Source organism: Streptomyces sp. NPDC029296 (assembly GCF_055569255.1).
In genome coordinates this window covers 49,255-74,480 of the sequence record NZ_JBVHXT010000028.1, presented here as the reverse complement: position 1 = coordinate 74,480, position 25,226 = coordinate 49,255, and the positions used below count along the sequence as shown (strand labels likewise).

Below are 25,226 nucleotides of genomic sequence, written 5' to 3'. Positions count from 1 at the left end.
GGTGCCGTAAACATCAGGGAAACTCCTGGTCAGACGCGCTGATCCGGCCCTAGGATGGCGCGTTCCGGCCATCCTTCGCGGTCACCGCCCCGCCGGGACCGCCCGACCCCGCGCCGCACGCACGCCCTTCTGCGGCGCAGTGACGATGGACTCCCAGACCCCACAGGCATCCCAGGCCCCCCACCGACCCCCACCACCCCACGGGTCCCAGGTCGTTCCGCGCCGGGCCCGCTCGACCGCGGAGCGCGCCGACGGCCCGGGGGCGGGCATCCTGAAGTCACCGCGCGGTGGCGCCCCGCGCACGCGTCCGCTGCCGGACCGGCCCGGTCCGCCGGCGCGGCGAATCGGTTCGCCCGGCGCCCCGGAGCCGAGCGGCACCGGGTCCGGAGCGCTGTACGGGCCCGCGCGGCGCCCGGGGCGGCCGGCCGGCCCGGCGCTGCCCGGCCGGGCGTTCATCGGGCTGCTCGCACGGGCGCCCCGCGGGGAGGGGGACGGACGATGAGTGAGATCACGGACATCGACGCGCTGCGCCAGGCGCTGGCGGAGAACGCCGAGCGGCCGGAGGGAGCGGCCCGCAACGCGCGCGCGGAGGAACTGCTCGCCGAGGCGGAGCGGCTGGACGTCCCGCTCGCCGTGATCGAGGCGCTCGGGCACCAGCTGAGGGTCTGCCACCACAGCTCCGAGAAGGACAGGATGTTCGTCCCGTTCGCGCGGCTGCTGCGCATGTGGGACGAACGGCCCGAGGACTTCGACGAGGACGAGACGCACTCGCTGCACTGGGTCTTCAAGTGGATGTCGGCGGGCATGCTGGACCAGCCGCACATCGCGCTGGACTCGATCGAGAAGTGGCTCGGCGAGATGGAGCGCCGCTACCGGCTCGCCGGGTACTCGGAACGGGCCGTGCGCGCCGCCGAGTTCGAGGTGGCCGCGCACATCGGGGACCTCCCGCGTGCGCGTCGGGCGTACGCCGCGTGGCTGGCCGCCGGCCGGGACGCGATGGCCGACTGCCCCGCCTGCGAGCTGCGCCGGCAGGGCGGCTGGCAGGTGCGGTGCGGCCGGGACGCGGAGGCGCTCGGGCTGTGGCGGCCGGTGCTGGAGGGCGAGTTCGCCTGCGCGCACGAGCCGCACTCCGTGCTGGCGTCCTCGCTGGCCCCGCTGCTGCGCCTCGGCCGGGTGGAGGAGGCCCGCGCGCACCATCTGCGGGGCTTCCGGCTGGTGCGCCCGATGGAGAGCATGCGCGGCGCGTTCGCCGACCACGTGGAGTTCTGCGCGCTGACCGGGAACGAGGCGCGCGGCCTGGAGCTGCTGGCCGGGCGGCCGGCGTACTTCACCGACACCGGGCATCCGCGCAGCGGGCTCGACTTCCTGGCCGTGGTGGCGCTGCTGATGGACCGGCTGACCGAACGGGGGCTGGGCGGGCAGCGGGTGCCGGGGCCGGCCGGGCGGACCTGGACGGCGCGGGAACTCGCCGCGCACGCGCGCGGGGCGGCGACGGAACTGGCCGCTCGGTTCGACCACCGCAACGGCACGTCCGCCGTCGGCGACCGGGTCCGGGCGCGGATGGGCCAGCGGCCGCTGGTGGAGCGGCTGCCGCTGGGCGTACGGGCGGCTCGGCTCGTCGTGGCGCCGCCGGCCGCGCCCCCCGCGCCGCAGGCCCCCGGGGGGCCCGGGCTGCCCGCGCTGCTGGCCGAGGCGCGGCGGCAGTCGCGGACCCTGCGGCCGCACGCGCTCCAGGCGTGGGCGGCGGTGGCGCGGGCCGCCCGGGACACCGAACTGGAGCCGCGCGACCGCGCGGAGATCGCCGACCACGAGGCGATGGGCCGGGGTCCCGAGGGCATCCCCCTGTTCGCACGCGCGGCCCGGCTGTACGCGGAGGCGGGCGACCCCGGGGAGGCCCTGGCGGCACGCGCGCGGGGAGCGTACGTGCGCGCCCTGTCGGGCGAGGTCGAGCCGGCCCTGGCCACGGTCACCCCGCTGTACGACGAGGTGCTCGCGCTGTACGCCGAGGAGGGCACGGGAGTGCGCCAGACGGCCTCGGTGGCGATGAGCCGGGCCCGCGTCCTGATGCGCCGGGTCCACGCGGCGGCCGAGGCGGACGCGGGCGGTGCGGATCCGGCGGCCGGGGGCGTCGCCGGCCGGCCGGGCCCGGACGCCGGGGTCCTCGGCGCGGACGCCGGGCCGGAGGCCACGGACTCCCGGCCGGCCGACGCGGGCGCGGGGGCCGGCGGAACCGGTGGCGGGTCCTGTGCGGAGGCCGGGGCCGGGGGCGGCGCGGCGACCGGCACGGCCGCGGCGCGAGGGGGTGCCGGTGCCCGGCGCCCCGCTGCGGATCTCCCCCGGGCCGTCGCCGACGCCGAGGCGGCCATACGGGAGGTGCTGGCGCTCGTCGAGGGGCGTGCCGGGGGCGAGGTGCGGCTGGCGGCCCGGGCCGCCGAGGCGCGGGGCATGCTCGCCGAGCTGGCCGGGCTCACCGGGAACGCGCGGCGGGCGGCGGAGCTGTTCCGGCGGGCCGCCGACGGGTACGTGGCCGCCGGGGTGCCGTGGTTCGCGGTGGAGTACGAGGTCCAGGTCGCCGCCCTCGCCCACCAGGCCGGCGACCTCACCGGGGCCGAGCGCGCGCTGCGGGCGGCGCTGGAGCACGGCGGGCCGTACGTGGAGCCGGTCGGGCGGGCCCAGCTGCACCTCCAGCTCGCCGAGGTGCTCGGTGCGCTGGACGCGCCCGGCGAGGCCTGCGAGCACGCGCTGGAGGCCGCGCAGTGGGCGGACGAGGCGGGCGAGGGCGGCTCCCTGGGCGCCTGGGCACGGCAGCAGCTGGGCGGGTTCCTGCTGCGCCGGGGCCGGTACGAGGAGGCCGCCGAGGTGCTCCGGTCCGCGCTGGCCGACCTGGGCCCGGGCACGCACGGCGACGAGGCGGTGGTCCGGGCCCACTGGTGGCTCGGGGACTGCCTGGGCGAGCTGGGCGAGCACCGGGCCGCCGCCGGGGAACGGCTGAAGGCCGCGGAACTGGCCCGGCACTGGCCCGATCAGCAGGACCACGCCACGCTCGCCCACCTCGCCGCGGAGTCGCTGGGCAACGCCGGTCTGACGGCGGAGGCGGACCGGGCCTACACGCGCGCGGGCGAGCTGTGGCGCACGCTCGGCAACGCCCCGTTCCTGGTCCGCGCGCTGCGCGCCCGCGCCTGGCTGGCGCTGGGCGGGGAGTCCGGAGCCGCGCGGGCCCGGGCGCTGATGACGGAGGCGGTGCGGGAGTGCGAGAGGGCGCTGTCCGCCGTCCGGGGCCCGGACCGGGCGGAGCTGGCCGCGGAACTCGGCGGTACGCACCGCCAGTTCGCCGAGCTGCTGGCCCGCTCGGCGTCCGAGGAGGCCGAGGACGCGGCGATCCGGGCCGCGTTCGAGGCGGCCCTGGGGCAGATGGGCCGGGCCGTGGCGGTGTTCACCGCGCTCGGCGAGGCCGGGCTGCACGGCCGTACCGGCGCGGAACTGGGCGCGGGCTGGCTGGAGGCCGACCTCGGCCGTCCACTGCGGGCCCAGGCACGCGCGCGTGCGGTGCTCGCGGTCTACGCGGGCGCCGACGAGACGGACGAGACGGTACGGGCCCGGCGGGAGGAGGCGGCCCAGATGCTCCAGGCGACCCAGGACGGAACGCCCCCGGAACGGGCCTGACCCACCTGCGGCTCACCCTGCCGACGGGTGTCGCTCACTCGACCCCGAGCAGCAGCAGTGCCCCTTGCCGGCCGCCGTGGTAGACCACCGTGTCGACGGCCAGGTAGGACTCCCGTACGCGGCTCTCCAGGTGGGCGGCGACGGTGTCGGGGGCCTCGTCGCCGACGACGAGGGTGACCAGTTCGCCGCCGGACTGGAGCATGCGGTCCAGGACGGTGCGGGCGGTCGCGGTGACGTCCGTGCCGATCACCGCGACATCGCCGTCGATCAGACCGAGCACGTCCCCGGCCTGGCAGATGCCGGCCGTCGTCCAGGACTGGCGCTCGGCGACGACGACCTCGGCGTACCGGGTGGCGCCCGCCGCCGAGGTCATCTGGACGACGTCCTCGTCGAACCGGCGCCGGGGCTCGTGCACGGCGAGCGCGGCGATGCCCTGGACCGCCGAGCGAGTCGGGATCAGGGCCACCCGGACGCCCTCGGCGCGGGCCTGCTCGGCCGCGGCGGCGGCCGTGTGGCGCAGCTCGGCGTCGTTGGGCAGCAGGACCACCTCGCGGGCGTGGGCCCGCCGTACCGCCTGCACCAGCTCCCCGCTGGCGGGCGGCTCCCCGGGGCGCGCGAGGACGGTGGTCGCACCGGCCTCGCCGTACAGCCCGGCCAGTCCCTCGCCGGGTACGACGGCGACGACCGCGCGCTGGGCGGGCGCGCGGGACGGGCGGGCGCGGCCGGGGGGTGTCCCGCCGTGCCCGAAGTGCGTGATCCGGATGCGGTAGGGGCGGCCGGCCTCCACCCCGGCCTCCACGGCGGCACCGGCGTCGTCGACGTGCACGTGGACGTTCCACAGTCCGTCGCCGCCGACCACGACCAGGCAGTCCCCGAGGGCGTCGAGCCGCGCGCGCAGCCGGGTCACGGCCGCGTCGTCGGCCTCCAGCAGGTAGATCACCTCGAAGGCGGGCCCGTCGGCACCGGCCCGGTCGCCGTCGGGAGCCGGGTCGGCGTCGACGGCGTCCGCGGCGGGACCGGCGTCACACGTCCCCGCGGGCGCGGCGCCCGGCGCGCATCCCGGCATCTCCCGCACCGCCTCCCCCGTGACCGCCTCGACCAGCGCCCCGAGCACCGTCACCAGGCCCCGGCCGCCCGCGTCGACCACCCCGGCCCGCCGCAGCACGCCCAGCTGGTCCGGGGTCGCCGCCAGGGCCGTCCGCGCGCCCTCGTAGGCGGCCCGGGCGACCGTCCGGCAGTCGCCCCCGGCCTCCTCGGCGGCGTCGGCGGCGGCCGAGGCGACCGTCAGCACCGTGCCCTCGACGGGGTGCGCCACGGCCTGCCGGGCGGAGTCGGCGGCCCGGCGCAGGGCCCGCCGCAGCCCCGGGCCGTCGGCGCGGAGGGCAGGGGAGGCGGTGGAGCCGGAGGAGGAGGCGGGGGGCGCGGAGGGCGCCTCCCCCGCCTCGGCGAGCACCTGGGCCATGCCCCGCAGCAGCTGCGCGAGGATCGTCCCGGAGTTGCCCCGGGCCCCGATCAGCGCGCCGTGGGCCATCGCCCGGACCGCGTCGGCGAGGGAGGGCTCCGCGCAGCCGGTCTCGTACCCGGCGAACACCGCCTCCACGGCCGTGGCCGCCGACTCCAGGGTCAGGTACAGGTTGGTCCCGGTGTCGCCGTCGGCCACCGGGTAGACATTGATCGCGTCGATCTCCTCGCGGGCGCCGCCCAGGGCCCGCAGCGCCAGGGAGCACCAGGTGCGCACCGCGAGAGCATCGAGGAATGTCTGCGGCACCTGCGCCACCTGCGCCTCCCTGACCCGGTCGTACGTGGGACGCAGCGTAGACCCCGGACCGCTGCCTTCCGGAAGCGGGCCGGGAGCGGGGGTCTGATCAGCCATGGTAGTTTCGTTGTACTGGCGCAGCCGTTGTATGCTGCTCCGGTTGCCCGATCCCGATCGGGCCATTCCCCCCGGCAGCGCCACTCAGATCACCGATCCTAGGATCTAGATCCCGGCATGCCGGGATCAACCGTAAGTGCATCTGAAGTCTTTGGAGTGACCCGTGGCTGCCAACTGCGACGTCTGCGGCAAGGGGCCGGGCTTCGGCAACAACATCTCGCACTCGCACCGCCGTACGTCCCGCCGCTGGAACCCGAACATCCAGCGTGTGCGTACCGTGGTCGGCGGGACGCCGAAGCGCGTGAACGCTTGCACCTCGTGCATCAAGGCCGGCAAGGTCTCGCGCTGACGCTCAGCTGAGCGCGCGGCCACTGTCTGGTTCGCTGCACGGAGCCGGTCCACCGAGAGGTGGACCGGCTCTTTGTCGTACCCCCGCCGCCCCCGTCAGCCGCGGGGAGCGTCCCTCCTGAGCGCCCAGCCGTGGTCCACCGGCCCGATCCCGGCGCCGAGGGCGAACCCGGCGGCTATCGCCCCGGTGACGTACTCCTTGGCCGCCGTGACCGCCTCCGGCACGGACTTCCCGAGGGCCAGCCCGCAGGCGATCGCGGAGGCGAGGGTGCAGCCGGTGCCGTGCGTGTGCCGGTTGTCGTGGCGGGGCGCACGCAGCAGGTGCTCCTCCGAGCCGTCGGTGAGCAGGTCCACGGCGTCCCCGGACAGGTGGCCGCCCTTGATCAGCACCCAGCGCGGCCCGTACGCCAGCACGGCCGCCGCGGCCCGGCGCAGATCCGCCTCGGACTCCACCCGTACCCCGGTGAGTTGCGCCACTTCGTCCAGGTTGGGGGTGGCGACGGTCGCCGCGGGCAGCAGCTCGGTGCGGACGGCGTCCAGCGCGGAGGCGGCCAGCAGCGGATCGCCGTGCTTGGAGACGCCCACCGGGTCCACCACGGCCGGCGCGTCGGTGCCGGAGATCAATTCGGCGACCGTCCCGACCAGTTCCGCGGAGGACAGCATGCCGGTCTTCACGGCCTGGACGCCGATGTCGTCCACGACACTGCGGTACTGGGCCCGGACCGCCGCCGCGGGCAGCTCCCAGGCGCCCTGGACGCCGAGGGAGTTCTGCGCGGTCACCGCGGTGAGCACGCTCATGCCGTGCACGCCGTGCGCCAGCATCGTCTTCAGGTCGGCCTGGATCCCGGCACCGCCGCCGGAGTCGGAGCCCGCCACCGTGAGCACCCTGGTGATCATGACTCGATGTCCCCGAAGTGGTCCCAGCCGCCCTTGCTGGTCCAGGGCGCCCCGTCGACCGTCACCTGGGGCAGCGCGGAGGGGTTGAGGACCTCGCCGATGACCTTCCAGCGGGCCGGCAGCTTGGTGTCGGACGGGAAGGTGGCCACGATCGCGTGGTCCTCTCCCCCGGACAGCACCCACTGCAGCGGGTCCACACCGACGGCCTGGCCGATGTCGTGCATCTGCGTGGGGATGTCGATGGCGCCGGAGCGGATGTCGATGCGGACCTTGCTGGCCTCGGCGATGTGCCCGAGGTCGGCGATCAGGCCGTCGCTCACGTCGCACATCGCGGTGGCGCCGAGCGCGGCGGCGGCCGGACCGGCGTGGTACGGCGGCTCGGGGCGCCGGTGGGCCTCCACGAAGGCGCGCGGCGAACGGAAGCCGCGGGCGAGCACCGCGTACCCGGCCGCGGACCAGCCCAGCCAGCCGGTGACGGCCACCAGGTCGCCGGGCTGGGCGCCGGCGCGGGTGACGGGCTCGTGGTTGCGCAGGTCGCCGAGCGCGGTGATCGACACCATGATCGTGTCGCCGCGTACGACGTCCCCGCCGACCACGGAGGCGCCGGCGACCTGGCACTCGTCGCGCAGGCCGTCCATCAGCTCGGTGGGCCAGGTGACCGGCAGCTCCGCCGGGACGACCAGGCCGAGCAGCAGCGCGGTCGGCACGGCGCCCATCGCGGCGATGTCGGCGAGGTTCTGCGCGGCGGCCTTGCGGCCCACGTCGTAGGCGGTGGACCAGTCGCGGCGGAAGTGCCGGCCCTCCAGCAGGATGTCGGTGCTCGCCACGACCCGGCGGTCGGGCGCGGCGACCACCGCGGCGTCGTCGCCGGGGCCGACCCGGACCGCCGCGGTGGTGGTGAGACGGGAGGTGAGCTCCCTGATGAGCCCGAACTCCCCGAGCTCACCAACAGTGCCCTTCATGTCCCTTGGCTCCCCTTCTCTCCCAAGCCGTGCCCGGTCGCGCGTCTTCAGTGTCCCCGATACGGTCGAGGTGTCCGTCGTCGCGGTCGCCCCGGCCGTCGACGCGGTCGTGGTGACCGTTCGTACGGTCCGGGTGACCGTCACCGTCCGTCGTGCCCGTGCCCTGCCGCGCAAGCCCGCATCCCGGAGGTCTCCCCGCGAAGCGCGGCGACGCGATACCGTGGCGTTCCTTTTCCCCACATGATCCTCGTGGCCGCCCTGGAGGTTCCGTGGTACAGGCGTACATCCTGATCCAGACGGAGGTCGGCAAGGCGTCGACCGTCGCCGAGACGATCAGCAAGCTCCCTGGAGTGATCCAGGCCGAGGACGTGACGGGTCCCTATGACGTGATCGTGCGCGCCCAGTCCGAGACGGTCGACGAACTCGGCCGCATGGTGGTCGCGAAGGTCCAGCAGGTGGACGGCATCACGCGCACCCTGACCTGTCCGGTCGTGCATCTGTAGCCCCCGTCTACGCTTGGCCGGTGAACATCTTCCGTCACCGGCCTCTCGGCCTGCTCCTGCCGGCCCTGCTCGTCGCGGCCGCGGGCTGCTCCGCGGCGGACGACAGCGACACCGTGGCGGTGCCCACCCCCGACGCCCGGACCGCTCCGCTCTGCCGGGACCTGGACGGGGCGCTGCCACGGAAGGTGGACGGACAGCCCCGCCGGGACCCCGAACCCCCGTCCGCCTACACGGCGGCCTGGGGAAGCCCGGCGATCATACTGCGCTGCGGCATCGTCCGGCCGCCCAAGATGGTCGATCCGAAGGTGGCCGTCGGCGAGGACCCGGACGCGGTCGGCGGCGGGGTGAACGGTGTCGACTGGCTGATGGAGAAGCAGGACGACGGAACCTGGCGGTTCACCACGTCCGAGCGCCGCGCGTACGTGCAGGTGACCTTGCCGAAGGAGCTGTCCGGGCCGGACGACAGCGCACAGGTGCTGACGGACCTGGCGGCGGCCGTGAAGAAGGCGATCCCGAAGGGGATCGCCTCCATGCGGCACTGACCCGGACGCGGGCTCAGCGCAGCCCGGTCGAGCGGCTCAGCGCGGCCCGCACCAGGCGGTCGATCAGCTCCGGGTAGCTCACGCCCGTCGCCTGCCACATCTGCGGGTACATCGAGATCGGCGTGAAGCCGGGCATGGTGTTGATCTCGTTGATGACGAACTCGCCGTCCTCGGTGAGGAAGAAGTCCGCGCGGACCAGTCCCTCGCAGGAGGCCGCCTCGAACGCCTCGACCGCGAGCCGCCGCACCTCGGCGGTCTGCTCCCCGGTGAGCGGGGCCGGGACGATGCCGGGCGTGGAGTCGATGTACTTGGCCTCGAAGTCGTAGTACGCGTGGGCGTCCGGCGGCGGGATCTCGGCCGGCACGGAGGCGCGCGGGCCGTCCTCGAACTCCAGGACGCCGCACTCGATCTCGCGGCCCCGGACGGCGGCCTCGATCAGGATCTTCGGGTCGTGCCGCTGCGCCTCGGCGATGGCCTCGTCCAGCCCGGCGAGGTCGTCGACCTTGGTGATGCCGATGGACGAGCCCGCGCGCGCGGGCTTCACGAACAGCGGCCAGCCGTGCTCGCCGGCGAAGTCGACGATCTTCTTGCGGGCGGCGGAGGCGTCCCGCTGCCACTCGCGGGGCCGGATCACCACGTACGGGCCGACCTTGAGCCCGAAGGAGGTGAACACCCGCTTCATGTACTCCTTGTCCTGGCCGACGGCCGAGGCGAGCACGCCCGAGCCGACGTAGGGCACCCCGGACAGCTCCAGCAGACCCTGGAGGGTGCCGTCCTCGCCGTAGGGGCCGTGCAGCACCGGGAAGACCACGTCGACCTCGCCGAGCGCCTTGGGCACGGAGCCGGGCTCGCTGTAGACGACCTCCCGGTAGCCCGGGTCGACGGGGAGCACCACGCCGCCCTCGTGCGCCTCCGCGAGGTCGCCGACCTCGGGGGTGCGGCGGTCGGTGATCGCCATCCGCTCCGGCTCGTCGGCGGTGAGCACCCAACGGCCCTCCCGCGTGATGCCGATCGGCAGGACGTCGTACTTCGTCCGGTCGATGGCCGTGAGGACCGCGCCGGCGGTGACCGTGGAGATCCCGTGTTCGGAGCTGCGTCCGCCGAACACGACGGCCACGCGCGGCTTGCGCGCCGGCCGGTCGGGGCTCTGGGGAAGGTTCTCGGTGCTCATATCGGGTCGAGCGTACCTGTAGGTAGTCGGCAAGTCAGCGCGCGCTCCCGGGCCGTCGCTCAGCGTCGCACGGATGGTCGCGGAGCGTCGCGTACGGCCCGGCAGGGGGCCCGTCAGGGGCCGGTTTCAGCGGCGTTCGGGCTTGGCGCTGCGCGCCATCAGCTCCTTGAGCGCGGCGACCGGCGACTTGCCCTCGTGCACGATCTCGACGACCGTCTCGGTGATGGGCATGTCGACGCCGTGCCGGCGGGCCAGATCCAGCACGGACTCGCAGGACTTGACGCCCTCGGCGGTCTGCCTGGTGACGGCGATGGTCTCCTGGAGGGTCATGCCCTTGCCGAGGTTGGTGCCGAAGGTGTGGTTGCGGGACAGCGGCGAGGAGCAGGTGGCCACCAGGTCGCCCAGGCCCGCGAGTCCGGAGAAGGTCAGCGGGTCGGCGCCCATCGCGAGGCCGAGCCGGGTGGTCTCGGCGAGGCCGCGGGTGATGAGCGAGCCCTTGGCGTTGTCGCCGAGTCCCATGCCGTCGGCGATGCCGACCGCGAGCCCGATGACGTTCTTGACCGCGCCGGCCAGTTCGCAGCCGACCACGTCGGTGTTGGTGTACGGCCGGAAGTACGGGGTGTGGCAGGCGGCCTGGAGCCGCTGGGCGACCCGCTCGTCGGTGCAGGCCACGACGGCCAGGGCGGGCATGCGGGCGGCGATCTCCCGGGCCAGGTTGGGGCCGGTGACGACCGCGATCCGGTCGGGGCCGACCTTGGCCACGTCGTCGACGACCTCGCTCATCCGCATGGTGGAGCCCAGTTCGACGCCCTTCATCAGGGAGACGAGGACGGTGTCCGGCGCCAAGAGCGGGGACCACGCGGCGAGGTTCTCGCGCAGGGTCTGGGAGGGGATCGCGAGCACGGTGAAGTCCGCGCCGGCGAGCGCCTCGGCCGCGTCGGCGGTGGCCCGCAGGTTCCGCGGCAGCTCCACGCCGGGCAGGTAGTCGGGGTTGGTCCGGGTGGAGTTGACCGCCTCGGCCAGCTGTGGCCGGCGGGCCCACAGGGTCACGTCACAGCCGGCGTCGGCGAGCACCATGCCGAAGGCGGTGCCCCACGAACCGGTGCCCATGACGGCCGCCCGCACAGGCTTGCTCACTTGCTCTGCCCTTCCGTCTGCCTGTCCCGCGCCTGCGCCTGTGCCTGCGCCTGGGTGCGGCGCCGCTGCTCGATCCGCTCGCGGCGCGGGTCGTACGGCGTCTCGGGCGCCTTCTCGCCGCGGATCTCCTCCAGCAGCCGGGTGATGGCCGCCATGATGACCTCGGTGGCCTCCTTCAGCACGTCCGGGGTCATCTCCTTGCCGTAGAAACGGGAGAGGTCCACGGGCGGGCCCGCCAGCACGCGGTGGGTCTTGCGCGGGAAGAGGTTCGGCTTCCTGGCGTAGGGCGGCAGCAGTTCGTTGGCGCCCCACTGGGCGACCGGGACGACCGGGCACCTGGTCTGCAGGGCGACCCGGGCGGCGCCCGTCTTGCCGGTCATGGGCCAGCCGTCCGGGTCGCGGGTGAGGGTGCCCTCGGGGTAGAAGGCGACGCACTCGCCGCGCTCGACGGCGTCGATGGCGGCCCGGAAGGCGCTGAGCGCGTCCGTGGACTCGCGGTAGACGGGGATCTGTCCGGTACCGCGCATCGCGGCGCCGACCAATCCCTTTTTGAAAAGGCCGCTCTTCGCCAGGAATCGCGGGACCCGTCCGGTGTTGTACTGATAGTGCGCATATGCGAAGGGGTCCACGTGGGAATTGTGGTTCACCACGGTGATAAATCCGCCCTCGGCCGGAATGTGCTCCATTCCACGCCAATCCCGCTTGATCAGAACCACCAGCGGCGGTTTGCAGATCACCGCGGCGAAGCGGTACCAGAAGCCGATTCTGCGGCGGGGCACAAGGACACCTTCCTCTAGGACTGCCACCCCGGCGGGGGCCGCACAAGTGTGGCCCCGGGCCGCCGGTCTGTCGAGAACACCGTACGCCCCGCTTCCCGTGGCCCCTCGGAGCCCGGGTGACAATGAACGGGACGAGAGAGGGACGGTACGCCGGTGCAGTGGACCTTGGTCATCCCGCTGAAGCCCCTGGCCCGGGCCAAGAGCAGGCTCGCGGACACCGCCGGCGACGGGGTGCGCCCGAGGCTGGTGCTGGCGTTCGCGCAGGACACGGTGGGCGCGGTACTGGCCTGCGCCGAGGTGTCGGATGTGGTGGTCGTCACGGACGACGAGCTGGCCGGCCGGGAGCTGGCCGCACTGGGCGCGCGGATCGTCCCGGACGTCCCCGGCGGCGGTCTGAACGCCGCGCTGGCCCATGGCGCGGCCGTCGTACGGGAAAACCGTCCCGGCGCCGCGGTCGCGGCCCTGAACGCGGATCTGCCGGCCCTGCGCCCCGCGGAACTGTCCCGGGTGCTGGCCGCCGCCGCGGAATTCCCCCGGGCCTTTCTGCCGGACGCGGCCGAAGTGGGCACGACTTTGCTGGCGGCGGCCGGCGGCCACGCATTGCGCCCGGCGTTCGGCGTGGATTCCCGCGCACGCCACCGGGCCTCCGGCGCGACGGAACTCGCGCCGGCGGACGTCGATTCGGTACGGCAGGACGTGGACACCGGCGAGGACCTGCGCACGGCACTGGCCCTGGGGGTGGGGCGGCACACGGCGGCGGTCTCGGCGGGGCTGCTGATCCCGGATTCCCGGGGCTCCCACTAGGCTGGCGGCCATGCAGGCCACCGCGTACACGTACGACGAGGAAACCCGCAGCGGCCAGGTACTCCTCGACGACGGCACCCCCGTGCCCTTCGACGCCGCCGCGTTCGACGCCGGCGGCCTGTTGCTGCTGCGCCCCGGGCAGCGGGTGCGGATCGAGACGGAGGGCGAGGGGGATGCCGTGCGGATCACCCTCGTCACCCTGCAGACGCTGTAACCGCCCCTCGCACACGCCGCGGGCCGGGCTCCCCAGGGGAGTCCGGCCCGGCGCGTGAGTGCCCTGGCGGCCTTACGACGTCGCCTTGCGGGCGGTCGTCTTCTTGGCGGTGGTCTTGCGGGCCGTCGACTTCTTGGCCGGGGCCTTCTTCGCGGTGACCTTCTTCGCCGGGGCCTTCTTCGCGGGCGCCTTCTTGGCGGTGGTCTTCTTCGCCGTGGCGGTCTTGGCGGTCGCCGTGGTCTTCGTGGCGGGAGCCTTCTTCGCCGTGGTCTTCTTCGCGGCGGCGGTCGTCGTCTTCTTCGCGGGCGCCGTCTTCTTCGCCGTGGTCTTCTTCGCGGCGGCCGTCGTCGTCTTCTTGGCGGCGGCCTTCTTGCCGGCGGCCTTGGCGATGGTGGGCGGCGGGCCGGACAGGCTGCCCTTGGGCGCCTTCTTGACCGCGACCTCGCCGCCGCGCGGGAGCTTCTTGGAGCCGCTCACCAGGTCCTTGAAGCCCTGACCGGCGCGGAAGCGCGGCACGGAGGTCTTCTTGACCCGAACCCGCTCGCCGGTCTGAGGGTTGCGGGCGTAACGGGCGGGGCGGTCCACCTTCTCGAAGGACCCGAAACCGGTGACCGAGACCCGCTCGCCCGCGACGACCGCGCGGACGATGGCGTCCAGGACATGATCGACGGCATCGGCGGCCTGCTGGCGGCCGCCCAACTTGTCGGCAATCGCTTCTACGAGCTGCGCCTTGTTCACGTCTTCCCCTTCGGAGACATCGCCAGAACGAAAGTGTTCAAGCTTTTTCGCACGTTAGGCAGATATATACCGCAAATCAAACACGAAACGGGCTTATCACCCTTGTGCCGCAACGGACTCGGCCGCCCCGGACGGTTTCAACGGCCCTCTTCGGGCATTCGACCCGCGTCGAGGTCCGCCGTGAACCGATCGAGCCGCCTTGCCGCGTCGGCGAGGTCGTGCTTGGCCGCGGCCGTAATGACCAGCAGCTTCCGGGTCAGCGCCACCCGTACGCCCTCCGGGACTTGCAGTGCGCGCACTCTTGCGTGCGCTTCCTTTAGTTGGTTCGCGACCGCCGTATAGAGCTGGAGTTGGCCGTCGTGTCCCATGCACAGATTGTGCCATCTGGGGCGAGTTGTCGCCTGCGCAGGGGGGCAACTACCGCCTCAAATGGCTTTCCAGGCTCTTGCGGTGGGGCCTGGCACAGCACTCACGTACCCACACAACCACCTCTGTAACACGGCTAGTTGAGCGTTTTCGCAGGGTGGCGCGGGTCCGTCCGGGGGCGGACATGGCCGTACCCCCGATCGTGGCGATCGGGGGTACGGAGGGGAGGCTGGGGTGGCCGAAACCCGACCCTCGCGGGGCTCGGCCCGCGCCGGCTCAGACCGTGAGCGTCCGCGGCTTGTAGGCGGGGCGCCCGGCCTCGTAGGCCGCGATGTCGGACTCGTTCCGGAGCGTGAGGGAGATGTCGTCCAGGCCGTTCAGCAGCCGCCAGCGGGAGTTCTCGTCCAGCTCGAAGGAGGCGGTGATGCCCTCGGCGCGCACCTCGCGCGCCTCGAGGTCCACGGTGATCTCGGCGCTGGGGTCCGCTTCCGTCAGCTCCCACAGCGCGTCCACGACCTTCTGGTCGAGGACCACCGTGAGCAGTCCGTTCTTCAGCGAGTTGCCGCGGAAGATGTCGGCGAAGCGGGAGGAGATCACGGTCTTGAAGCCGTAGTTCTGCAGCGCCCAGACGGCGTGCTCGCGCGAGGAGCCGGTGCCGAAGTCGGGGCCGGCGACCAGGACCGTGGCACCCTGCCGCTCGGGCCGGTTCAGCACGAACTCCGGGTCCTTGCGCCAGGCCTCGAACAGACCGTCCTCGAAGCCGTCGCGGGTGACCTTCTTGAGCCAGTGGGCAGGGATGATCTGGTCGGTGTCGACGTTGCCGCGGCGCAGCGGGACGGCCCGGCCGGTGTGGGTGGTGAAGGCTTCCATGGTTCTCAGACTCCAGCGGGCGCGGAAACGTCGGTCAGGTCGGCCGGGGAGGCCAGGTGGCCCAGGACGGCGGTGGCCGCCGCGACCTGCGGCGACACCAGGTGCGTACGACCGCCCTTGCCCTGCCGGCCCTCGAAGTTGCGGTTGGAGGTGGAGGCGGAACGCTCGCCCGGGGCCAGCTGGTCGGGGTTCATGCCGAGGCACATCGAGCAGCCCGCGTGCCGCCATTCGGCGCCGGCCTCCTTGAAGACCACGTCCAGGCCCTCGGAGACGGCCTGCAGACCCACGCGCGCGGAGCCGGGGACGACCAGCATCCGTACGCCGTCGGCGACTTTGCGGCCGCGCAGGATGCCGGCGGCGGCGCGCAGGTCCTCGATGCGGCCGTTGGTGCACGAGCCTACGAAGACGGTGTCCACGTCGATGGAGCGCAGCGGCTGTCCGGCCGCCAACCCCATGTATTCCAGTGCCTTTTCGGCGGCCAGGCGCTCCGAAGCGTCTTCGTACGAAGCCGGGTCGGGGACGGACGCCGAAAGCGGCGCGCCCTGGCCGGGGTTGGTGCCCCAGGTGACGAACGGCGACAGCTCGGTGGCGTCGATGACGACCTCGGCGTCGAAGACGGCGTCGTCGTCGGTGCGCAGCGTCTTCCAGTACGCGACGGCCGCGTCCCAGTCGGCGCCCTCGGGGGCGTGCGGGCGGCCCTTCAGGTACTCGAAGGTGGTCTCGTCGGGGGCGATCATGCCCGCGCGGGCACCGGCCTCGATCGACATGTTGCAGATGGTCATCCGGGCCTCCATCGAGAGCTTCTCGATGGCGGAGCCGCGGTACTCCAGGACGTAGCCCTGGCCGCCGCCGGTGCCGATCCGCGCGATGATCGCGAGGATCAGGTCCTTGGCGGTGACGCCGTCGGGCAGCTCGCCCTCGACGGTGATGGCCATGGTCTTCGGGCGGGCCATGGGCAGCGTCTGGGTGGCCAGCACGTGCTCCACCTGCGAGGTGCCGATGCCGAACGCCAGCGCGCCGAAGGCACCGTGCGTGGAGGTGTGCGAGTCGCCGCAGACGACCGTGGTGCCGGGCTGGGTCAGGCCCAGCTGCGGGCCGACGACGTGCACGACGCCCTGCTCGACGTCGCCGAGCGGGTGCAGCCGCACACCGAACTCGGCGCAGTTCCTGCGCAGGGTCTCCAGCTGGGCGCGGGAGACCGGGTCGGCGATCGGCTTGTCGATGTCGAGGGTCGGGGTGTTGTGGTCCTCGGTCGCGATGGTGAGGTCGAGGCGGCGGACCTTCCGGCCGCTCTTGCGCAGACCGTCGAAGGCCTGGGGGCTGGTCACCTCGTGCAGCAGGTGCAGATCGATGTAGAGGAGGTCGGGCTCGCCCTCGGCGCGCCGGACGACGTGGTCGTCCCAGACCTTCTCCGCGAGTGTCCTACCCATCGCTTTCCCTCCGGCCGGCGAACGTCCACCGACCCAACTAGAGATCTTGAGGGGCGGTGGCTGCCCTTCGGGGCCCCTGGACGTCGTGATTCCGGGCGTCCACCGCCAGGCCCGTTGGTCGTCGGGCCGTCGTGTGGTTCCAGGGTGGCGCGTTCCACGGAAAATTGAACTTGCGTTTCACAGAGTGAGACGTGAGTATCGTTGCATGGACAACAGTAGCGGCGTCGGCGTTCTGGACAAGGCGGCCCTCGTCCTGAGCGCTCTGGAGTCCGGTCCGGCCACCCTCGCGGGTCTGGTCGGCGCCACCGGACTGGCACGACCCACGGCCCACCGCCTGGCCGTGGCCCTGGAACACCACCGCATGGTGGCACGCGACATGCAGGGCCGGTTCATCCTCGGCCCGCGCCTCGCCGAGCTCGCGGCGGCGGCGGGCGAGGACCGCCTGCTGGCGACGGCGGGCCCCGTGCTCACCCACCTCCGTGATGTCACCGGCGAGAGCGCGCAGCTCTACCGGCGCCAGGGTGACATGCGGATCTGCGTGGCCGCGGCGGAACGTCTCTCCGGCCTGCGCGACACCGTCCCGGTCGGCTCCACGCTCACCATGAAGGCGGGCTCCTCGGCGCAGATCCTGATGGCCTGGGAGGAGCCCGAGCGGCTGCACCGGGGCCTGCAGGGCGCCCGCTTCACGGCGACGGCCCTGTCGGGCGTACGGCGGCGCGGCTGGGCCCAGTCCATCGGCGAGCGGGAGCCGGGCGTCGCGTCCGTCTCCGCGCCCGTGCGCGGCCCCTCCAACCGTGTGGTGGCCGCGGTGTCCGTCTCCGGCCCCATCGAACGCCTGACCCGCCACCCGGGCCGCATGCACGCCCAGGCGGTCATCGACGCGGCGGGCCGCCTCTCGGAGGCCCTGCGCCGCTCGGGCTGACAGCGGGAAAGAGCGCCCCGCCCCCGGGAAAGACCGCCTCAACGCCGCGGCAGGCCCTTCCCGGGGGCGGGGCGCCTCTTCCCTTCACGGGGGAGCGGCTCCCTTCCGGGAGCGGGAAGACTCTCCGCCCGAAGGAGTCCGGCTTCCTTCCAGCTCTCCGCCACGAGAGGCACGGCCTCCTTCCCCGGGCGGGAAGACTCACCGCCCGAAGGAGCCCGGCTCCCCTCCAAGCACGGACCGGCCCTTCGCCACAAGAGACACGGCCTCCCTTCCCGGACGGGAAGACTTTCCGTCTGAGGAGTCCGGCTTCCTTCCGAGGGGCGGGGCGTCTTGGCCGCAAGGGGCGCGGTCTTCTTCTCCAGGGCGGACCGCTCTTCGCCGCAAGGAAGCCGGCCCCCTCCCCGGGTGGGGGCAGCCGGACCGGGGGCGTGCGGGGGACCGATCCGCGGCCCTGCCGCGTGGAGGCGAACGGCCCCGGCGGTGCCTCCGCGGCGCTCAGGCGCTCCCCGCCCCGCCCGACCGGTGAGCGAACCGGTCCCTGGCATAACGGCCCCGCTTCTCCAGCGGCACCTGACCGTGTGCCGCCGCCAGCCCGAACGCCGGCATGTCGCCGTAGACCGCCTCGTACGACCCCTCCGGCACGACGTACGTCTCGTGCCAGATCCCCACCTGCCCGCGCAGCCTCCCCGCCCGCTCCAGGCGGTTCAGCCGCGCCCACGCCTTGTGGTGGAACGCGTCCGGCGCGGTCGCGTAGGCGTACAGCTTCTCCTTCGACTCCCAGTACTGCACGACGTAGTACGTCCGCGGCGACGCCGTGAGCAGGATCTTGGCCAGCAGGCCCCGCCCGGAGTCCTTCTCCAGTTCCCGGAGCATGCGGAACATCCCCAGCATCACGGGCAGCCACAGCCGCACGGCCCGGAAACGGTTGACGCGCATGCCGATCAGCAGGACGACGACCTCGCCCCGCGCGTCGGCGGTGGTACGGGACACCATGACTTCCCCCTCGTCGGTGAGCGGCGCTATCCAACGACCGATGCTTGGATAGTGACGGTATCCAAGAAGGAGCGCAAGGGATGCGGCTTGCCGAGCTGAGCAGACGCAGCGGTGTGTCCACCGCGACGATCAAGTACTACCTGCGCGAGGGCCTGTTGCCGCCCGGCCGCCAGGTCAACACGACGACCGCCGAGTACGACGAGGAGCACCTGCGCCGGCTGCGGCTGGTGCGCGCGATGATCCAGGTCGGCCGGCTGCCGGTGGCGACGGTCCGCGAGGTGCTGGGGCACGTGGACGACGACTCCCTGGGCCGCTCCATCCGCCTGGGCGCGGCCCTGTGGGCGTTGTCGCAGGTGCCGGAGCCGGACGAGGAGGACGAGTACGTCCGGGCCGCGCACCAGGAGGTCGCCGCGCTCCTGGACCGGCTCGGCTGGCGGAACGCCAAGCAGCTCGCCCCCCTCTCCCCCGCGTACCGCTCGCTGGTGGTGGGGGTGGCCGCGTTCCGCCGGCTCGGCTACGACTGGGGGGCGGAACAGCTCGCGCCGTACGCCGAGTTGATGCTCCGGACGGCCGCCCTGGACCTGGACAACCTGGAGACGCGGCCGTCGGAGGCGGAGCGGATCGAGTTCGCGGTCCTCGGGGCGATCCTCAACGAGCCGCTGCTCCGGGCACTGCACCGGCTGGCCCAGGAGGAGGAGTCGGCGCGGCGGTACGGCTTCGAGTGAGCCGACGGGCCGGGGGGTACGGCGAAGGCCCTCCACCGGAGTGGAGGGCCTTCCCTGGGTGTACCCCCGACCGGATTCGAACCGGCGCTACCGCCTTGAGAGGGCGGCGTGCTAGGCCGCTACACAACGGGGGCGTGGATCTTACGTTTCCGCAGATCCGAGCTGGTCTACCTGGACTCGAACCAAGACTAACTGAACCAGAATCAGTCGTGCTGCCAATTACACCATAGACCAATGATGGTTTAGACCAGTCAGTACCCCCGACCGGATTCGAACCGGCGCTACCGCCTTGAGAGGGCGGCGTGCTAGGCCGCTACACAACGGGGGCCCTAGCGATCCCGACAAGATCGAGATCAGTACCCCCGACCGGATTCGAACCGGCGCTACTGCCTTGAGAGGGCAGCGTGCTAGGCCGCTACACAACGGGGGCTTTGCAGATAAGCTCTGCGAGCTGGCCTACCTGGACTCGAACCAAGACTAACTGAACCAGAATCAGTCGTGCTGCCAATTACACCATAGGCCACTGGAACTCAAGCCCCTGCGGGGATCTCGTTCTAGCTTGCTCCTCGGGGTTTCGGCCTTTCGGCCCGTTCCCCTCGGCGCAGGAAGAACATTACCCGAAGGTGGACCGGGCTCCAAAACGGGTATCGGCGCCCAGGACCGCCGGGAGTTCGGCGAGCGAGCCGATCCGGCGGGCGGCGCACGGGTCTTCACCGACCGTGTGCACGCCGTGACGGTCGATCCACACCGACAGCAGGCCCGCCTCGGCCGCGCCGCGCCCGTCTATCTCGGGGTGGTCGCCGACGTACGCGACCTGCCGCGGGGGGAGGTCCAGGGCGGCGCAGGCGGCGTGGAAGGCGGCGGCCTCGGGCTTGGAGACGCCCAGCTCGGCCGCGCACAGGATGGCCTCGAAGCGCCCGTGCACGCCCAGCACCCGCAGCTTGCGGTCCTGCACGGTGAGGCTGGAGTTGGAGAGCACCGCGTGCCGGTAGCGGCCGGCGAGGGCGTCGAGGACGGGCAGCACGTCCGGGAAGAGGGCCCAGACGGCCTCGTAGTGGCCGATGTACCGCTCGAACCAGGTGTCGGCCTCGGCGTCGCTCAGCTCGGCGCCCAGGAAGGTGCGCACCCGGTCGCGGCGCTGCCCCTCGAAGGTCGTCTCCCCCGCCGCGAAGCGCCCCCAGTGCAGGTGGGTCGCCTCCTTCCAGCGAACGAGGGCCTCCTCGGCGCTGCCGTACGCGTCGAGAAGGCCCTCGGCGGCCAGATGGGCCCGCATGCCGGCACGGTCCGCGCTCGTGTAGTCGAAGAGGGTGTCGTCGACGTCCCAGACCACGGCTCGGATGCTCATGGGCCGACCGTAACCCGGCGGCGGGCGGCGCGGGGGTCAGTTCACGGAGGTCGTCCCGGTCAGGGTCAGGTCGGGGCCCTGGCCGTCGCGCGGCTTGGCCGTCAGTTTCCAGGTGTAGGTGCCCAAGACCCGGTGGCCGTCGCTCGACAGGCCGTTCCACGAGGCGTGGACGGCGGCGTCGGTGGAGGTGCCGGTGAGGGTGCGTGCGACCGTTCCGTTCGCGGCGCTCAGGGTCAGCGTCCAGGTGGCGGGCTTGCTGAGCTGCCACGTCGGCTGCCAGGGCTCGGCGGACGTCGGGCCGGGCCCGCCGTCCGCCTGCGCTTCCAGCTGGGCCAGTGGCGAGGTGGGCACGCCCGCTGTGAGCAGCGCCACCTGGCGCTGTGCCGTGAGGTAGGCGATGCCGCCGCCGAAGCGGTCCACGGTCCAGCGGCCGGTGTTGCCGCCGGTGTCCTGGTCCGTCGCGGGCAGGACGGCCACGGTGCGGGTGGTCGCCGTGCCGGTGTGGAAGTCGGTCAGCAGCAGCTCGTGCGTGGTGCGGTCCTCCCGCACCAGGTAGCCGTCGGCGAGGCGGGCCTGACCGGCCGGGACGGTGATCGCGCGGCCGGCGGCACGGTCGTAGACGCCCGCCGGGCCGCTCGCCCCGCAGGTCCAGTACAGCCAGGCGTCGACCGCCTGGAGCTCGCTGGGGGTGCAGGGGGCGCCGGTGGCGACGGTGGCGACGTTCTTCTTGCTCTTGAGGTCGTAGGCGACCACGGTGCCCTGGGTGCTGCCCGGGGTCCACAGCCGCTGGCCCCAGATCGCGGCGGCGGTGCGGGTGCGGCTGAGGACGATCTCCCCTTCGGTGCCGCCGCGGAAGTCGGCGACCTTCTGTACACCGGCACTGCCGCCGTTGTAGAGCACGTAGCGGCCGGTGCCGGTGCCGATGCGGCCCCTGGAGTCGCCGGTGGCGGCGGTGGCGTAGGAGGTGTTGCCGATGCCCACGGCGACGGACTCCACTCCGGAGGCGCGGTCGGTGGACAGGTAGGCGAACCGGCCGTCGCCGAGCGCCTCCAGCTGCGGGCAGGCCGCGTCGCCGCCGAGGCACGGCGAGACGTCCACGACGTTCGCGCGCAGCGTTTGCGGGCCGAGCGGCCGGCCAGCCGGGTCGAGAGGCATGGCGTGCACCTGGTCGAAGCCGCCGACGGAGGTGGTGTTGCCGCGCATCAGCAGACTGCCGCCGGACAGCATCAGGCCGTCGACGAAGGCCGGCCTCGGGGGCACGGTGCGCACCTCGGTGGCGGTGACGCCGCCGTCGGCCGTGGCGGTGACCCGGTGGATGTGCCAGTCGGTGCTCAGCGGTCCGGCCGTGGCGAGGGCGCCGCCGTCGGGCGTGGGGGCGATGGCGCCGTGGGCGTCGGTGAGGACCGTGCGCCGCTCGCCGGTGGCGAGGGACAGGGCCCGCAGCTCGGGGCGCTGGCCGGCGGGCAGGAAGTCGGCGTTGCCGGTGAGGAGCGCGTCGCCGACGACGGCGAGCGCGTCGCCGAAGTACGAGACGGTGGCGGGCGCGGTGCCGGGCGCCGCGTCGACGCGGACGGCCTGGTCGCCCGCGACCAGCCAGCGGTCGTTGAAGGTCACGGTGGTGGAGCCGGGCACGGACACCCCGAAGGTGCCGTCCGCCAGGTCGACGAGCCCGGTGCGCACTGCGCCGTCGAGGCGGTAGACGACGGCGATCCTGCGGACGGAGCCGCTGGTGACGACCGTGCCGGTGAGTTCGGCGCCGGACGGCAGGCCGGTGACCGGCAGGTCGCGGGTGGTGCCGTCGGAGGCGGCGCGCAGGACGTGCAGGGCGCCCGCGGTGTCCCGGGTGAGGACGCTCCAGCCGACGGCGGCCTGGTAGGTCTGGCCCTCGGGCAGGTCGACCGTCGCCGTGGCACCGGTGGACCGGTGCTGCTGGGAGACCGTGCCGGTGCCCTGGGTGGTGACGACGTCGTCGCCGGTGGCGAGCGCGTCCGGGCCGGCGTGTGCGGGCGGGGCGACGCCGTCGTAGTCCACCCACACGGGCTGCGCCGAGGTCTGCTCGGGCAGCCGGTAGCGGAACCCGGACGCGCCCGCCCACAGGTATTGCACCTCGGCCGGGCGCGTCATGCTCAGCTGCGTGACGGCCACGGGTGTGTCGGCGGCGTGCGCCGGCGGGCCCGCGGCGGCGATGGACAGGGCCACCGCCCCGCCGAGTGCCAGGGCGGCGAGTCTTCGCGTACGGGTCACAGTCCCCTCCCCAGGAACACCGTGAACACGGGGCTCCCGTGTTCGCGATCATTCAACTTCCCGCGGGGGGACGGAGGTTCTACGGAAGGGTGAACTCCGGGCGACGAAGAGGCGGGGCGGCGGACCGGTCGGCCACCGCCCCGCCCGGACGGGGTGTCCCTACGCCGCCGTCAGCTTGGCCAGGGCCGCGTCGATCCTGGTCAGCGTCGTGTCCTTGCCCAGGATCTCCAGGGACTCGAACAGCGGCAGGCCGACGGTGCGGCCGGTGACGGCCACGCGGACCGGGGCCTGGGCCTTGCCGAGCTTGAGGCCGTGCGCCTCGCCGGCGGCCAGGACGGCCTCCTTCAGCGACTCGGCCGAGGTCCAGTCCGCCGCCTCGAGCTTCTCGCGGGCCGTGCGCAGCAGGGCGTCGGAGCCCTCCTTCATCGCCTTGGTCCAGCTCGCCTCGTCGAAGACCGGCTCCGGCAGGAACAGGAAGTCGACGTTGTCGGTGATCTCCGACAGGACCTTCAGCCGGGTCTGGGCGTGCGGGGCGATCGCCTGCCACTTGGCCTCGTCGAAGTCCTCCGGCGCCCAGGGCGCGAACGGGGCCCTCAACCACGGCCGGCAGCGCTCGGTGAACTCCTTCACCTCCAGCATGCGGATGTGGTCGCCGTTGATCGCCTCGCACTTCTTCAGGTCGAAGCGGGCCGGGTTGGGGTTGACGTCGGAGACGTCGAAGGCCTGGACCATCTCCTCGATCGTGAAGATGTCCTGGTCGGCGGAGAGCGACCAGCCCAGCAGGGACAGGTAGTTGAGCAGTCCCTCGGGCAGGAAGCCCCGCTCGCGGTAGAGGTTCAGCGAGGACTGCGGGTCGCGCTTCGACAGCTTCTTGTTGCCCTCGCCCATGACGTAGGGCAGGTGGCCGAACTCCGGGACGCGCTGGGCGATGCCCAGCTCGATCAGCGCCTTGTAGAGGGCGATCTGGCGCGGGGTGGAGGAGAGCAGGTCCTCGCCGCGCAGGACGTGGGTGATCTCCATCAGGGCGTCGTCGACCGGGTTGACCAGCGTGTACAGCGGGGCGCCGTTCGCGCGGACGATGCCGTAGTCGGGCACGTTCTCCGGGGTGAAGGTCAGCTCGCCGCGGACCAGGTCGGTGAACGTGATCGTCTCGTCCGGCATCCGGAAGCGGACGATGGGCTCACGGCCCTGCGCCTGGTACTGCTCGACCTGCCCGGCGGTCAGCTCGCGGCAGTGGCCGTCGTAGCCGGAGGGCCTGCCGGCGGCGCGGGCGGCCTCGCGGCGGGTGTCCAGCTCCTCCTGGGAGCAGTAGCAGTGGTAGGCGTAGCCGCCGTCGAGGAGCTTGCGGGCGACGTCCTGGTAGATGTCCATCCGCTGCGACTGGCGGTACGGCGCGTGCGGGCCGCCGACCTCGGGGCCCTCGTCCCAGTCGAAGCCGAGCCAGCGCATCGCGTCGAGGAGCTGGTTGTAGGACTCCTCGGAGTCGCGGGCCGCGTCGGTGTCCTCGATACGGAAGACCAGGGTGCCCTGGTGGTGCCGGGCGAACGCCCAGTTGAACAGGGCGGTGCGCACCAGGCCCACGTGCGGGTTACCGGTGGGCGAGGGACAGAAACGGACGCGTACAGGTGCGCTAGCCACGCTTGACAACCTTGTTGGTGAGAGTGCCGATGCCTTCGATGGTGACGGCGACCTCGTCGCCGACGTTCAGGGGGCCGACCCCCGCGGGGGTTCCGGTGAGGATGACGTCGCCGGGGAGCAGCGTCATGGCCTCCGAGATGTTGACGACCAGGTCCTCGATGGAGTGGATCATCTCGCTCGTACGGCCCAGCTGGCGCTGTTCGCCGTTGACGGTGAGCTGGATGGTCAGGTCACCCGCGCGGGCGAGGTCGAGGTCGGTCTCCACCCAGGGGCCGAGCGGGCAGGAGCTGTCGAAGCCCTTGGCCCGGGCCCACTGCTTCTCGCGCTTCTGCACGTCGCGGGCGGTGACGTCGTTGGCGCAGGTGTAGCCGAGGATGACGTCCTTGACGCGCTCGCGCGGGACCTCGCGGCACATGCGGCCGATCACGACGGCCAGCTCGGCCTCGTGGTGCAGCTCCCGGGAGAACGACGGGTACTGGATCTCGTCGCCGGGGCCGATCACCGAGGTGGACGGCTTGAAGAAGGCGAACGGCGCCTCGGGGACGTCGTTGCCCAGTTCGCGCGCGTGCTCGGCGTAGTTGCGGCCGAAGGCCACGACCTTGTTGGGGAGCACCGGCGGGAGCAGTCTGACCTTGCTCAGCGGCACCTTCGTCCCGGAGAGTTCGAAGTCCGCGAACGGGATGCCCTTGATGATGTCGAGGACGAGTTCGTCCTGCTTGTCGCCCTCGACCGCGCCGAAGGCTACGTTCCCGTCGATGGAGAACCTGGCGATGCGCACGGGATGCTCGCGCCCCTCGTTTGAGAACCGGCGTATTGACGCCCCAGGTTATCGGAGCTATGGGCCGCCCACCGATGCTGGGGGTGTCGCCGCAGGTCAGGGGCGGGTCACCCGGGATTCCGTGCGGCGCTGCCCCGCCTCACGCCCGCGTCCTCGCCGCCTCGCGCCCGCCGGGACGGACGGCGGGCGGACACGGAAGCGGGGGGGGGGGGGGGGGGGGGGGGGGGGGGGGGGGGGGGGGGGGGGGGGGGGGGGGGGGGGGGGGGGGGGGGGGGGGGATGGCG

The 25,226-nt window shown here is 73.2% G+C and carries 23 protein-coding genes and 5 tRNA genes; 8 read left to right on the top strand and 20 right to left on the bottom strand.

Annotated features, from left to right (window positions below):
• Positions 1-498: 498 nt before the first annotated feature.
• Positions 499-3,663: a tetratricopeptide repeat protein gene (locus ACZ4W9_RS24160; protein ID WP_467939127.1), complete on the top strand. Its 3,165-nt coding sequence runs from the start codon at positions 499-501 to the stop codon at positions 3,661-3,663.
• A gap of 34 nt (positions 3,664-3,697) precedes the next feature.
• Here the strand turns inward: ACZ4W9_RS24160 and ACZ4W9_RS24155 are convergent, their stop codons facing one another.
• Positions 3,698-5,440, bottom strand: coding sequence for a DAK2 domain-containing protein (locus tag ACZ4W9_RS24155; protein WP_467939125.1), 1,743 nt, complete (start codon positions 5,438-5,440; stop codon positions 3,698-3,700).
• Between the two features lie 259 nt (positions 5,441-5,699).
• Between ACZ4W9_RS24155 and rpmB the strand changes: the two genes are divergently transcribed.
• Positions 5,700-5,885, top strand: a complete 186-nt coding sequence (rpmB, locus tag ACZ4W9_RS24150; RefSeq protein WP_003993230.1) for a 50S ribosomal protein L28 — start codon at positions 5,700-5,702, stop codon at positions 5,883-5,885.
• A gap of 95 nt (positions 5,886-5,980) precedes the next feature.
• Here the strand turns inward: rpmB and thiD are convergent, their stop codons facing one another.
• Together thiD and ACZ4W9_RS24140 are read right to left on the bottom strand one after the other, a co-directional pair.
• Positions 5,981-6,781, bottom strand: a complete 801-nt coding sequence (thiD, locus tag ACZ4W9_RS24145; protein WP_467939123.1) for a bifunctional hydroxymethylpyrimidine kinase/phosphomethylpyrimidine kinase — start codon at positions 6,779-6,781, stop codon at positions 5,981-5,983.
• Positions 6,778-7,743, bottom strand: a complete 966-nt coding sequence (locus ACZ4W9_RS24140; protein ID WP_467939121.1) for a thiamine-phosphate kinase — start codon at positions 7,741-7,743, stop codon at positions 6,778-6,780. The genes thiD and ACZ4W9_RS24140 overlap by 4 nt, the downstream gene beginning before the upstream one ends.
• Before the next feature lie 269 nt (positions 7,744-8,012).
• Between ACZ4W9_RS24140 and ACZ4W9_RS24135 the strand changes: the two genes are divergently transcribed.
• Positions 8,013-8,246, top strand: a complete 234-nt coding sequence (locus ACZ4W9_RS24135) for an Lrp/AsnC family transcriptional regulator (protein WP_318201187.1) — start codon at positions 8,013-8,015, stop codon at positions 8,244-8,246.
• Between the two features lie 20 nt (positions 8,247-8,266).
• A complete protein-coding gene (locus ACZ4W9_RS24130) occupies positions 8,267-8,788 on the top strand; it encodes a DUF3515 domain-containing protein (RefSeq protein WP_467939119.1) in 522 nt (173 codons plus the stop codon).
• Positions 8,789-8,801: 13 nt separating this feature from the next.
• Here ACZ4W9_RS24130 and ACZ4W9_RS24125 read toward each other — a convergent pair whose 3' ends face one another.
• From ACZ4W9_RS24125 to ACZ4W9_RS24115, 3 genes are all read right to left on the bottom strand, one after another.
• Entirely contained in the window at positions 8,802-9,959 is a 1,158-nt protein-coding gene (locus ACZ4W9_RS24125) for a D-alanine--D-alanine ligase family protein (protein WP_467939117.1), read from the bottom strand.
• A gap of 126 nt (positions 9,960-10,085) precedes the next feature.
• Positions 10,086-11,096 carry an NAD(P)H-dependent glycerol-3-phosphate dehydrogenase gene (locus ACZ4W9_RS24120; protein WP_467939115.1) on the bottom strand — a complete coding sequence of 337 codons (1,011 nt, stop codon included), beginning with the start codon at positions 11,094-11,096 and terminating at the stop codon, positions 10,086-10,088.
• Positions 11,093-11,875: a lysophospholipid acyltransferase family protein gene (locus ACZ4W9_RS24115; protein ID WP_467939113.1), complete on the bottom strand. Its 783-nt coding sequence runs from the start codon at positions 11,873-11,875 to the stop codon at positions 11,093-11,095. Before ACZ4W9_RS24115 ends, ACZ4W9_RS24120 begins: the two co-directional genes overlap by 4 nt.
• A gap of 153 nt (positions 11,876-12,028) precedes the next feature.
• On the opposite strand from ACZ4W9_RS24115, the gene cofC reads away from it, so the two are divergent.
• Complete coding sequence (gene cofC / locus ACZ4W9_RS24110) at positions 12,029-12,679, top strand: 2-phospho-L-lactate guanylyltransferase (RefSeq protein ID WP_467939111.1); 651 nt, start codon at positions 12,029-12,031, stop codon at positions 12,677-12,679.
• Positions 12,680-12,689: 10 nt separating this feature from the next.
• Entirely contained in the window at positions 12,690-12,893 is a 204-nt protein-coding gene (locus tag ACZ4W9_RS24105; RefSeq protein WP_467939109.1) for a hypothetical protein, read from the top strand.
• A gap of 72 nt (positions 12,894-12,965) precedes the next feature.
• On the opposite strand, the gene ACZ4W9_RS24100 is transcribed toward ACZ4W9_RS24105, so the two are convergent.
• The 4 genes from ACZ4W9_RS24100 to leuC form a co-directional block, all read right to left on the bottom strand.
• A complete protein-coding gene (locus tag ACZ4W9_RS24100) occupies positions 12,966-13,631 on the bottom strand; it encodes an HU family DNA-binding protein (protein WP_467939107.1) in 666 nt (221 codons plus the stop codon).
• 137 nt (positions 13,632-13,768) lie between these two features.
• Positions 13,769-13,999 carry an SCO5555 family protein gene (locus tag ACZ4W9_RS24095; RefSeq protein WP_467939105.1) on the bottom strand — a complete coding sequence of 77 codons (231 nt, stop codon included), beginning with the start codon at positions 13,997-13,999 and terminating at the stop codon, positions 13,769-13,771.
• A 274-nt stretch (positions 14,000-14,273) separates the two neighbouring features.
• Positions 14,274-14,867, bottom strand: coding sequence for a 3-isopropylmalate dehydratase small subunit (gene leuD / locus ACZ4W9_RS24090; protein ID WP_467939103.1), 594 nt, complete (start codon positions 14,865-14,867; stop codon positions 14,274-14,276).
• A gap of 5 nt (positions 14,868-14,872) precedes the next feature.
• A complete protein-coding gene (leuC, locus tag ACZ4W9_RS24085; protein WP_467939101.1) occupies positions 14,873-16,297 on the bottom strand; it encodes a 3-isopropylmalate dehydratase large subunit in 1,425 nt (474 codons plus the stop codon).
• 205 nt (positions 16,298-16,502) lie between these two features.
• Here leuC and ndgR point away from each other — a divergent pair, with 205 nt between their 5' ends.
• Positions 16,503-17,219 carry an IclR family transcriptional regulator NdgR gene (ndgR, locus tag ACZ4W9_RS24080; RefSeq protein WP_145883474.1) on the top strand — a complete coding sequence of 239 codons (717 nt, stop codon included), beginning with the start codon at positions 16,503-16,505 and terminating at the stop codon, positions 17,217-17,219.
• Positions 17,220-17,714: 495 nt separating this feature from the next.
• Here ndgR and ACZ4W9_RS24075 read toward each other — a convergent pair whose 3' ends face one another.
• Positions 17,715-18,212, bottom strand: a complete 498-nt coding sequence (locus ACZ4W9_RS24075) for a DUF4188 domain-containing protein (protein WP_467939098.1) — start codon at positions 18,210-18,212, stop codon at positions 17,715-17,717.
• An 80-nt stretch (positions 18,213-18,292) separates the two neighbouring features.
• Between ACZ4W9_RS24075 and ACZ4W9_RS24070 the strand changes: the two genes are divergently transcribed.
• Complete coding sequence (locus ACZ4W9_RS24070; protein ID WP_467939096.1) at positions 18,293-18,937, top strand: MerR family transcriptional regulator; 645 nt, start codon at positions 18,293-18,295, stop codon at positions 18,935-18,937.
• 61 nt (positions 18,938-18,998) lie between these two features.
• On the opposite strand, the gene ACZ4W9_RS24065 is transcribed toward ACZ4W9_RS24070, so the two are convergent.
• The 9 genes from ACZ4W9_RS24065 to ACZ4W9_RS24025 all read right to left on the bottom strand — a co-directional run bounded on the left by ACZ4W9_RS24065 (position 18,999) and on the right by ACZ4W9_RS24025 (position 24,942).
• Positions 18,999-19,071, bottom strand: a tRNA-Glu gene (locus ACZ4W9_RS24065).
• Positions 19,072-19,099: 28 nt separating this feature from the next.
• A tRNA-Gln gene (locus ACZ4W9_RS24060) sits at positions 19,100-19,171 on the bottom strand.
• 21 nt (positions 19,172-19,192) lie between these two features.
• Positions 19,193-19,265 (bottom strand) — tRNA-Glu (locus tag ACZ4W9_RS24055).
• A gap of 29 nt (positions 19,266-19,294) precedes the next feature.
• Positions 19,295-19,367: transfer RNA gene (locus ACZ4W9_RS24050), tRNA-Glu, on the bottom strand.
• Positions 19,368-19,388: 21 nt separating this feature from the next.
• Positions 19,389-19,460, bottom strand: a tRNA-Gln gene (locus ACZ4W9_RS24045).
• 90 nt (positions 19,461-19,550) lie between these two features.
• Positions 19,551-20,282 (bottom strand): HAD family hydrolase, encoded by a 732-nt coding sequence (locus ACZ4W9_RS24040; protein ID WP_467939094.1) that lies wholly within the window; start codon positions 20,280-20,282, stop codon positions 19,551-19,553.
• 36 nt (positions 20,283-20,318) lie between these two features.
• Entirely contained in the window at positions 20,319-22,526 is a 2,208-nt protein-coding gene (locus ACZ4W9_RS24035) for a hypothetical protein (RefSeq protein WP_467939092.1), read from the bottom strand.
• A 159-nt stretch (positions 22,527-22,685) separates the two neighbouring features.
• Positions 22,686-24,164, bottom strand: a complete 1,479-nt coding sequence (gene gltX / locus ACZ4W9_RS24030; protein ID WP_467939090.1) for a glutamate--tRNA ligase — start codon at positions 24,162-24,164, stop codon at positions 22,686-22,688.
• Positions 24,157-24,942, bottom strand: a complete 786-nt coding sequence (locus ACZ4W9_RS24025; RefSeq protein ID WP_467939089.1) for a fumarylacetoacetate hydrolase family protein — start codon at positions 24,940-24,942, stop codon at positions 24,157-24,159. Before ACZ4W9_RS24025 ends, gltX begins: the two co-directional genes overlap by 8 nt.
• Positions 24,943-25,226 lie beyond the last annotated feature (284 nt).

Bases quoted from the DNA above. Each gene is read 5' to 3' on its own strand.
- ACZ4W9_RS24160 (WP_467939127.1), top strand. From the start codon at position 499: ATGAGTGAGATCACGGACATCGACGCGCTGCGCCAGGCGCTGGCGGAG.
- thiD (WP_467939123.1), bottom strand. From the start codon at position 6,781: ATGATCACCAGGGTGCTCACGGTGGCGGGCTCCGACTCCGGCGGCGGT.
- ACZ4W9_RS24140 (WP_467939121.1), bottom strand. From the start codon at position 7,743: ATGAAGGGCACTGTTGGTGAGCTCGGGGAGTTCGGGCTCATCAGGGAG.
- ACZ4W9_RS24125 (WP_467939117.1), bottom strand. From the start codon at position 9,959: ATGAGCACCGAGAACCTTCCCCAGAGCCCCGACCGGCCGGCGCGCAAG.
- ACZ4W9_RS24105 (WP_467939109.1), top strand. From the start codon at position 12,690: ATGCAGGCCACCGCGTACACGTACGACGAGGAAACCCGCAGCGGCCAG.
- ACZ4W9_RS24095 (WP_467939105.1), bottom strand. From the start codon at position 13,999: ATGGGACACGACGGCCAACTCCAGCTCTATACGGCGGTCGCGAACCAA.
- leuD (WP_467939103.1), bottom strand. From the start codon at position 14,867: ATGGAAGCCTTCACCACCCACACCGGCCGGGCCGTCCCGCTGCGCCGC.
- leuC (WP_467939101.1), bottom strand. From the start codon at position 16,297: ATGGGTAGGACACTCGCGGAGAAGGTCTGGGACGACCACGTCGTCCGG.
- ndgR (WP_145883474.1), top strand. From the start codon at position 16,503: ATGGACAACAGTAGCGGCGTCGGCGTTCTGGACAAGGCGGCCCTCGTC.
- ACZ4W9_RS24075 (WP_467939098.1), bottom strand. From the start codon at position 18,212: ATGGTGTCCCGTACCACCGCCGACGCGCGGGGCGAGGTCGTCGTCCTG.
- ACZ4W9_RS24070 (WP_467939096.1), top strand. From the start codon at position 18,293: ATGCGGCTTGCCGAGCTGAGCAGACGCAGCGGTGTGTCCACCGCGACG.
- ACZ4W9_RS24040 (WP_467939094.1), bottom strand. From the start codon at position 20,282: ATGAGCATCCGAGCCGTGGTCTGGGACGTCGACGACACCCTCTTCGAC.